Genomic DNA, 10,115 nt, shown 5'->3' with positions numbered 1-10,115 from the left:
TTGTTGCCACTAGATGCCGGCCAACGCGACCATGATTTGCGCGAAGTCTTTAACGGTTTGCGCTGGGTGGTTCGCAGTGGCGCCAGCTGGCGCATGCTGCCGCACGATTTGCCGCCATGGCACACGGTCTACCAGCAGACGCAGCGCTGGTTCAGGGCGGGCAGCTTCGAGTCAATCGCGCATGACCTGCGCATGCTGTTGCGCATGGCCACCGACCGCGAACCATCGCCCAGTGCATCCGTAATGGATAGCCGGACGCTGCAATCGACGCCGGAAAGCGGCTCGCGGGCCGGGTACGACGGCGCCAAGCGGCGCAAGGGCTCGAAAGTCCACTTGGCGGTGGATACGCTGGGCCATTTGCTGGCGTTGCATGTCACGCCGGCCAACGAGCAGGATCGGGAGCAGGTGGCCGAAATCGCCGAAGCGGTCCAAGTGGCGACCGGCGGCACGGTCGATGTGGCGTTTGTCGACCAGGGATACACGGGGGAGTCGGCCCAGACGCAAGCCCAGGACTATGGAATGGAACTAGTCGTGGTCAAACACACCGAGGCGAAAAAGGGATTCATCCTGCTGCCGCGGCGCTGGGTGGTGGAACGCAGCTTCGCGTGGATGGCGCGCTTTCGCCGACTGGCGCGCGATTACGAACGGCTCGCCGATACTTTGGTAGGCCTGCATTTTGTCGCCTTTGTCTGCCTCATGCTGAATAAGGCAGTCATGATGATGGGCCAAGGTTCATAACACCCTCTAGCCTATACGGCTTCTTGCAAATGTTTGAATATTAGAACTGACCTCGTTGTTCTTCCCAAATGTTTGAATGTTAGAACTGACCCCTTCTTTGCAAACTCTAATCGTAGTGGGCGGGACATGTGCGAAAGAATCGGCCGGCATTAGGCAGAAGGCTAGACCTAGCCCCAAAGTCGCGGATGTTTCAAAGCACGTTGTTGTAGTCATACATGTATTCCTCGTTCTCTGTATCAGTCCATACATGTCCATCAAGTCGATCAATCATGACTACACCACCGACTTTTTCCTCTGTCACAATATCGTATTTCAAACCAAAAACCCAATAAACTGGCGGGCATCTTGATTGGAATCTCACCGCATCAAAAGCTGAAGCGCCCAAATTCGTTGCATAGGCGTTCGCCAAACTAAATGCGCATTTTGCAGAAATATTTTCGCGATCTCTGTACTCGACAGGAACACTAAAACAGTCAATTTTGTGCGTTCGCAAATCAGAAATAACCGAAACCAGTTTGACCCTATCCACGTTGACGCCCAAATAACCCACGTACGATTTTTCAGCGTTATAAAAAAATCCTTTATCGTATAGCTGTATGAATTTCAAGCGCTCCGAACGCACAGATTCACACAGATACAGATCACACTTTTTCTGCATAGCACCCTCCAATATTGCGTCTCAAATCATGGATGCACAACCACGCCTTTTCCTGTAAGAACAGACTCAAGAGAATTTATGGGGACTGCGTAGCTTGAGCCAGTACCCAGAGGCCAAGGGTCGCGGATGTATGCCATTCCGTCCTTTACAGAGTCCACGACGATAGCATGAACCCCACCAGTTTCAGTGGTTACGTTGACAATAACTGAAGCACCTCTATTCGTCGCCGCAGTTATCGATTCAGTGGTCACCGTTGTCGAATATTTGGCGGTTCCACTAAATCCAAGTTGCTGAAGCCCGCTTGGAATATTTGAAAGTGCCGTTCCAGATGCATCTGTCAATATCGCTTGTCGAACGTATGCTTCCGGCGTATCTACAAGGTTAGCTGCCATCCTGCAGCTTGCTGCAGCGCAAGAAAAATCAAAGGCCTGTCCAAGAGTTGAATTTGTAGGCGTGTACGGCACACGAGGCACATTTGAAAATAAACCTTCGCCATTGCCCGCAAGTGCCCCCACTCCCCCATTTGCCCCAACAGTTCCCAACTTCCCACTATTCAAGATAGCCCGCGTCAGCTGCGCGCCACCAACCATACCAAACGCCCCATCCATAATCAGCGACGCCCGGATCTGCGCCCCCAACGCCGGATTGCCATTCTTATCCGCAATATCTGCTTCTTCCAACTTTCGCGCGACTGCTGCCGGGATATTGGTTAGGACAACAAGCGCATCCGCTAGCGCCTGTTGCGCCTGCTCGTCGCCCATGATGGCATTGGCAATGGTTGCACCTAACACGGGCAATCCGACAACCACCCCAGCGACGCTTTGCATTACCCCGTTACCCGCGCCGTACAACGTCGGCTTGTCCACCATCTGGCGATAGCGGTATTCGTCATTGACGACTTGCGTACGCTCGGCATTGACCGACGTATCGCCGTAGTCCGATTGGCCTTTGTAACTATCGCTGGCAGCCTTGAGATCGGCGTACCACATTTGACATGCGGTGCTGCTTGGATTTGCACAGGCAAGTTTCAACTGCTCGTTACGCCACGCGTCAAGCTTGTTCAACTCATCGATCTGGCTCTGAATCGTCTCGCAAGCGGTAGCATCTTTGCAGGTACCCCGTGCATCCATCAGTTTCGATCGACGCCTCGCCTCCGCGTGCTTGAGGTAATTATTCGCTGCCGCATTCGCGCCAAGCTGACTCGCGACATTGATCTGCTCCGCATCCAGCCCAGCCACTGCAGCCGCAATGCCGCTGATCATCCCTGCGAACTGCACCGTATCTTCGCGAACACCATAGCCTTCGGCCGCGATTTCGCCCATCGCGGCGCCCAGCGCTCCGGCGCTGCAGCCTTCGCTGCCGGCAGTGGCGGCTCCCGCCGCGCACCCAGCCATCGCATGCGCAATCTTGTTGGTGAGGTTATCCAGCGCCATGTCGCCGATGGCATGCGCACCTTGGGCGGCACCGGTATCGATGAATGCCGTCAGCAGATTGGACTTCAGATTGTCCTCGAGGCTGCCGCCATAGACCGCCGTGTTGATCACTGCTTTAGCAACCCCGGCTTGCAGGTTCTGGCTGAGCTGCTGGGTGAATTTCTGCGCGCCTCCCTGCAGGGCGGGCTCGCCCGTCGAGGGCAGGTTTAACCACTGAAGAGCGCCGCCGGTGACCATGGCGGCGATCAAGCCTTTCACGTTGGCGCTGGAACCTAGTTCCTTCAATGCAGCGCCCGGGTCGGTCGGGTTGTTGGCCACGGCAATCGCTGCCTGCGTGGCTAGGGTCGAGACGGCCGCTGTCGTAGCTCCAGCGGCGATTGTGCTGCCTGTAACCCCGAGTGTGCCAACTGTAGCGTCGCCTACGGCCGCGCCGGCGCCCGAGGCCGCGCCCCAAGTGAAGTAAGCCACCACGACCGTTAGTACCGCCGCACCTTCCGGTGTCAGGCCCTGTGCCTTGTAGTCCCACTTGCTGCTGATGTCCTCGATTTGTTCCCAGTTAATATTGACCTTGGGATCGTTGACGATCTGATTGACCCAACCCATGCCGGGCTGTGCCGCCAGTTGGGCAACGCTGTCCTTGCTTCCTACCTGGGCGGTGATTCCCGGAGCTTCGACGACGACGGTTCCTGCATCGATGTTGTTATATTCCGTTACCTGCTCCGTGCCGCCTTTGCCTTTAGCCTTCTGATACACCAGGTCTTTTTTGAACGATTCGGCACTGGTGGTAATTTCTGTTTGCTGTCCGTCGAGTGCCACCGAGCCGCTGGCAGCCCCAAGCGTCAGGGTGCCTGGTGTCGCAATGGTCGTGCCGGCAATATGGACGTCACCTGCGGTGGCGGTAATCCGGATGTTTTCCGCCTCCATCGTGGTGCGGGCCAGCGTGGTCTCTTGAATGCTTGATGTTTGTTTGGTCTTGCGGCCCACGCCTTCTGACGGATCGCTCCAGCCGAAAGCGTCGATCTTGGCACCCTTTTCCGTATGGGTCGTGGTGATACTGGCGGCATCGGTCGCCGCGCGAATATCGACAACGCCGCCGGCAATGCCGATATTTCCCCGCGTTGTTGTCAGCCCAGCGCCTTCCAGTCCAACCGCACCGGCACCATAAAGTGTGACGTTTCCTTCAGCACTACTGATGTTGGGTCCCTGTGCGGTGTAGGTAAAGGTTGTCTTGCCGTTGCCAGTACCGCGCGTCTCCGGTCGAATTGGCACCAAACTGAACGAAGTGAAGACACCGCTCTTCCATTTTTGCTTGTCGATTGTCTCGCTATAGGTGTCGTGCGTGGCGAAAGCAAGTAGCTGGTTACCAGCATAGAGCGTGGCATCTTTGGCGGCATTAACCTGAGCGCCTTCCAAGAGGAGATTGTTTCCGGCAATGACAGTGACAGCACCGTTAGCGCTGTTGAGGCTGGTGACCTTTGCTTCTGTGCTGTCGGTGTAGCGATTGTCGATGACAGTCGTTTTACGGAATAGGCTCTTTGACTTTTTGTAATACTCGCTAGCAGTGCTGTCTTGCGCGACCATCGCTTCTGCGATGACGTTGTTGTTCGCAACGACCGCAACTTCTCCATTGGTGGCGTTAAGCGCAACACCTGCAAGACGGACATCGCCGGTGCCAGCAACAGGCTTGAGGGCACCGCTTCCACCAGCGATACTCTCTGTCTCGCCGACGGCGCGCACCGATATGTTGTTACCAGCGGAAACTGCACCGCCAACGATGGTTTCGTCGGATTCCATCGCGCGATAGTATTTGTTCTTGCTGACACTTTGGATATCCACGAGTCGCGAATCCTTGACGGCTTCGATCGTGACATTGGCACCTTCGATGGCGACGTTATTGCCTGCATTGATGTTCACCCCTTTAAGGGCAACGTCGCCATTCTCATTTTTACCTGCGACTAAAGCAATGTTGTTGCCGGCATCGAATGCCGCCAACTCGTTCGTGACGCTTTCTTCCTTAATGTAGCCAGTGCGCCCTTTGGTGACGCGGCTGCCGGTCTTTTCGTTGAGGGCGTAGCTGGTTTCTACGGCGCTGACCTTGATGTCGCGACCTGCGACGACGGCGAGATCGGTTTCGGCTTGTACCTTGCTGGCTTTGCCGATCAAATCACGGGCGGCGTCGATGGTGACTGTGCCGCCCTGCACTGTCGCGATTCGGTCAGCATTGCCCCGGCTCGTCGCGGCAGTGGTAGTGGTCTTGGCCGTCTGCCCGGCAATCGTGCGGGTTTCCAGAATGACGTCGCGACCCGCGGACAAGGCAACCCGGCTGTTGGTGCCGGTGCCTTGAATCATGCCCGAAATGTTCTTGAGGTCGTTGTTGGCACGCGCGAAGACGTCCTGACCGCTAATGCGTCCGCCTCGGTTGACCAAATCATTGCCTGCCAATAAGGTGGTTTCATTATCGGCCGAGATCTGGCCGCTGTTAACCAGGTCGCCAGTAGATTTGATATAGACATCGGAGCCGGCGATCAGGCCGCCATTCGGCAATATGTCTCCGGCCTGTGGACGACGGAGGTATACCTGAGGAACCAAAACTTCCTGCGTGCTTCCATCCGCAAGAGTGACCTTCTTTGTGACGAGCAGAACAATATCGGTGGTCAGCAAAGCCATCTGTTCTGCTGACAATGCAACGCCCGGGCTAATCTGGTACTGCTTGGCATAGGCAATGCCCGCATCCATCAGGCTCTTGTATTCACTCTCTGTGCTGGTATAACCGCTGAAATAGCGGCGCCCAGTTAATGCCAGGATCTGGTCGTTGACCATTTGCTGTTCGACGAAACCATCACCGTAGCGCTTCATCAGACGTTCCGGATTGCGGTTGAGCGCCTCCAGGTAGTAATCGCTGGATAGAAAGTTATTCCTGTTTGTGAAGCGAGGATCGGTTTCAACCAGATACTTCGCACCTGGAGCCGCATTAACGATAAACAGACTGTTATTCGGCACTGTCCAGTTGCGATGCATGTTCTGCCCCGCAAGTTGATCCTGCACAGCCTGTGACACCGGGACATCAACCGATTTGCCGGCTGTGGAGATAACCTTGCTTGTGACCGATGAAGGACTTGCTCCTAGGTTGACGCCTGACGGTTTTGTTGTGGCGAGGCTAATTGAAGTAGTCGGATTCGACGCGTAGGGGCGATAAGTGAACGCCTGCAGTGTGGTGGTGGTAACGACGGGGGCTCCCGTTATGGCGCCGAGATCGTACCAATGCAGGTCGCCGCCATTACCGAGCGTTGCAACATAGCGCAGCTTTTGGGTGCCGACTTCGGTAACGGACTTCGTTCCCTCGGTGCCACGATTCTCGACGGTGGCACCCGTAATACCTACTGCACCGCCCGCAACAATACTGCTGTTGTCGTTTAGTACTGATCCGCTGGAGGAAATTGAAATTGCACCGCCTGCCAGTATCTGGGCAGGTCGTGTAGCGGCGAGTACAGTCTCTGTGGTATCCCGACGGGTAATTTGGTATTCATACCAGTCGTTGAAGCTGCGGTTATAGAGATTGTTATTAAAGGCAGTGATCTTTTGATCGAGCAGGTTTCCCTGCGTCGTCATGCGTTCTTGCCAGGTTTGGTAATCACGGCATAAGGCATAACCGGACATCTCGCAGTCCGACGCATAGGGCAAGAAGATATTCGGGGACAAGTCGGATGTTTGCGGAGGACTTACACCCATCAGCGCCCATATAGGATCAGTAAGTGCGTAACTAAGTCCAGTGCGGTTTCCGTCGATATCGTAGGCAAATGCACTAGCTTTGGGAGTGGACCCAAATGTCGCAAAAGGATAGGTCGTGCTAGGCAAGGCATATGCACCATGTCTTCCCAACTGGCGATCCGTGTTCCATCCCAATGTGGTCGCGTCATATTTCGTTGTGTCACTGCTGTTGTACCGCTGAATCAGCAATTGATTCACTGGCGTACTGGTTGTCACGATGCTCGTAACCAAACCATCGTTTCGGTTGATCAGTTCCTTGACACTGAGAGTGATGTTCTGGCCAGCCTCGATCTTGGCAGATCCATTAACAAGCTGTTGAACTTCTCCAATGGCGTTATAGTTACCATCAAAACCGCCCGCCATCACGATGTCACCCAGGCTGTAAAGCAGGCCGTCATTCGTATTGTTGACATTACGCGCGCCAATCAACAGATCGCTACGTGCTGCGACGACACCGGTGCTGCTGTTATTGAGTGTATCGGCTTGCACCTTCAGCAGATCGCCATAGATGCGGCCGGTATTGGCCACGGTATTGGCATTGATCGTCGTGGTGGTGCCGTCAATTAATCCTGAGACTGTGTTGGTCAACGTGCCGGTGGCATTCAACGTCGTGGTAGTCGCACTGATTTCATTGACGTTGGAGAGATTTCCAGTGTTAACCGTGAGATTTTCGACCGCACTAATCTTGCCGCTATTACTGACGTTCACTGCATTGAGGATCAGCTCTTTTTCAGCCAAGACGGTGCCTGAATTGCTGTAGTCACCCGTGACGTTAAGCGTCAGGTTTTCTGCCGAGGCAATGTATCCCGAGTGGGTCTGCGAACCGGTGTCGATAACAACAGCCTTTGCACCAGTGATCTTGCCTCCTCCATTATCAAATGCCGGCGCATTCAAGGAGAGATTGCCTGCGCTGCTGACCACGCCACGTGTATTGTCGAGCGACGATGCATTCAGACTCATCTCTGCGGATGAACGAATCGTGCCACCGACGTTACCAAGCGAAGTAACGGAAACCTCTACCGCACGGCCACTAATGTCACCGCCAGCCATACCGACTTCACTGTTATCCAGTGCAGCAGTTATGAGCTTCACAGCACTGTTAGAAGCGATTGCACCACCTCGGTTATCAATCGCCGCGCTTGTTCTGATGGCGATATCGCCCAGCGCGTTGATTACTCCTTTGGAGTTCAATACCGAAGATGCTGTCGTGGTGCTCTTGCCATTGGTGACAATGACACCGCCCGGTTGGCCTTTTGTCGATACATCAATGCCATTGTCGAGCACACCGGTTAAGGTCAATGTCTGGTCCAGCACACTCGCGATGTACCCGGAACGATTATCGACATCGCCCGCCGTTAACGTTATGGTTCCGCCGCTGACAATACCGCCATTCGTGCCGGTTAGCCTGTTATCGAGCGTGGCACCTTGTGTATTAACAGCCAAGTTACCGGCTGCTTGTAGCAGACCTCTGCGATTATCGATACTCTTTGTTGTAGCACTGAAATCTCCCCCGGCCACGATCTGGCCAGCGGAGTTGTCGACCTCAGCAGTCGTCAATTGAAGGCTTGCACCGCTGATGGTTCCGGCGCGATTGTCCATTACACCGGACTGAATGGCCGAATTTCCAAACGCCTGAATTCTTCCTTCATCGTTCAGAAGACTCTGCGAGTTGGTGTTAACGTTAATCGATGCGTTGACCGAAGCGATTCCGCCCTTTGTATTGATTAACTTCCCTACCGTGACGTCCAGAGCATCATTGCCGACAATTGATCCGTCCGTGTTGTCCAGTTGCTTCGCGTTTGAATCGATGCGCAGGGAGCCGCTAGTCGCTATGGCACCTTTCGCATTAAGAATCTCGCCGCTATTGATGGACACGGCGGCATTGCCGATTAAGGTGCCGCCTCGGTTATCCAGCAATCCGTCATTTGCTCCACCGGCTGACGTAACCGTCAATTTCCGGTTGGAGAGTATCTGACCGCCCCGATTGTCCACGTCAGTTCCATGTAACGTGACGTCGTCAATCGCCTGCCATGTTCCACCGACATTGGCAATCTGGTTGGATGCGGCAACAGTGAGCGTCTCCCCCGCATAAACGTTCGCATTGCTTGCTGCCACCTTACCGAGCGACGCGGTCAAAGCGACATTGCTGTCAGACGTTACTGTTGTATCGTTCAATGCGATCGTCTGGGATTGCAGAGCAAGATTACCGGCGGCGAGCAATTTGCCGCCGTTATCTGTGATATCCGAGGCATTGATCTGCAACGATCCGGCGCTAAAGATCGTGCCACTGTTAACTGCGCTTCCCGCAATCGAAAGAGCAGCGGAATCGCTGCTGCGCTGAACAATATTGCCCGTGTTCTGCAGCGACGCTGCATTGATCGTCAGTGTCCCCTGTGCTTCGACCGTACCCCGTTGAATCAACTTCCCCGTACTTGCGATGGTGGCGTCGCTTTCACTGACGGTTTGTCCATTCAGGGTAGTGTTGCCCGCACTAGAAAGTTGAACAGTTTGCTTGGCGTAGCTGTCCTTGAGCGTGAGATCGCCATTGGCGGACAGAGTGAGATTACTTTGGAGAGCGGCGATACGCCCCGTGCTGTTTACCCCGAGTCCTTGCTCTGTGGAGACCATATACACCTGATTTGCATACATGCCACCCAGGTCTTTGATGTCAATCGCGAACGCTGGTGCAGTACCATTTCCAGCTTGTCCGGTCGCTTGAAGTGTGCCGTACAGTACCTGATTGGCACCAGCAATTGCCTTCAAGTTCTTCGCCCAAACTTCGCCCTCAATCACTATTCCGCGCGCAATCAGGTCCAGCTGTTCCAGGTTCGTGGCATCCAGGCCGTTGCCACCCACCGTCAATTGTCCTTGGCGCACATCAAAGCCATGGATTGCGCCACCGCTTCCAAACTGAATCTGACCGGTACTCAGACTTACCCTACTTGTGTTCAGGAAGCCGCAGCCATCGCAGGTAATGCCGTTGGGATTGGCGACGACGATGTCTGCACGGTAGCCAGCTACCTCCATCGTGCCCCGCAGTTGCGAAGGATTGGCACCGACGACTTCGTTAAGGATGATTCGAGCAGGTGTTAGCCCCAACTGGTTGTTGCCCGTTATCCAACCACCCAACTGAGTCTGCACATTGGACGGGCTGTTATTGAGGATTAATCCGTTGGTATTGACGTTGAAATTCTCGTACTGGTTGCGCGACACCCCTGCTGGGCTGGGAGGTGCAATATGAACAATCGGGACGCCGTTACGGGCAGCGTCAAGTATCGGCCGTTGTCCGGCTGGCGCATTCGCATTAGGTGTAACGGTCTGCACTGTTTGCGCTTGCGCCGGCAAGGCGGGCAAGATGTTCTGCAATAGCAGCAAGGCCACCATGGTGCGCGCGACGCGGCGCACCCAGGATCGCTCGCCCGTCCGTACACATGACGAAGGCTTTAATGCAAGATGTTTCTGATTGTCGATTTGTTTTTGCATGCTCATGACAGTCCGTTTTTCTTGCTTGTTCATGT

Annotated in this window: 3 protein-coding genes; 1 reads left to right on the top strand and 2 read right to left on the bottom strand. The window is 54.7% G+C overall.

What is annotated here, in order from left to right; genetic code table 11:
• A partial coding sequence (locus ACYVIA_RS10515; RefSeq protein ID WP_460840509.1) for an IS5 family transposase occupies positions 1-738 on the top strand: 738 nt, incomplete at its 5' end.
• A 190-nt stretch (positions 739-928) separates the two neighbouring features.
• On the opposite strand, the gene ACYVIA_RS10510 is transcribed toward ACYVIA_RS10515, so the two are convergent.
• Both ACYVIA_RS10510 and ACYVIA_RS10505 read right to left on the bottom strand, forming a co-directional pair.
• Positions 929-1,396, bottom strand: coding sequence for a hypothetical protein (locus ACYVIA_RS10510; protein ID WP_460840507.1), 468 nt, complete (start codon positions 1,394-1,396; stop codon positions 929-931).
• Positions 1,397-1,422: 26 nt separating this feature from the next.
• A complete protein-coding gene (locus ACYVIA_RS10505) occupies positions 1,423-10,113 on the bottom strand; it encodes a two-partner secretion domain-containing protein (RefSeq protein ID WP_460840505.1) in 8,691 nt (2,896 codons plus the stop codon).
• Between the last annotated feature and the right edge of the window lie 2 nt (positions 10,114-10,115).

The sequence above is a fragment of the Noviherbaspirillum agri genome, assembly GCF_054780595.1.
Note: the sequence above shows the minus strand (reverse complement) of the source record. Positions and strands in the feature narration are given on the sequence as shown.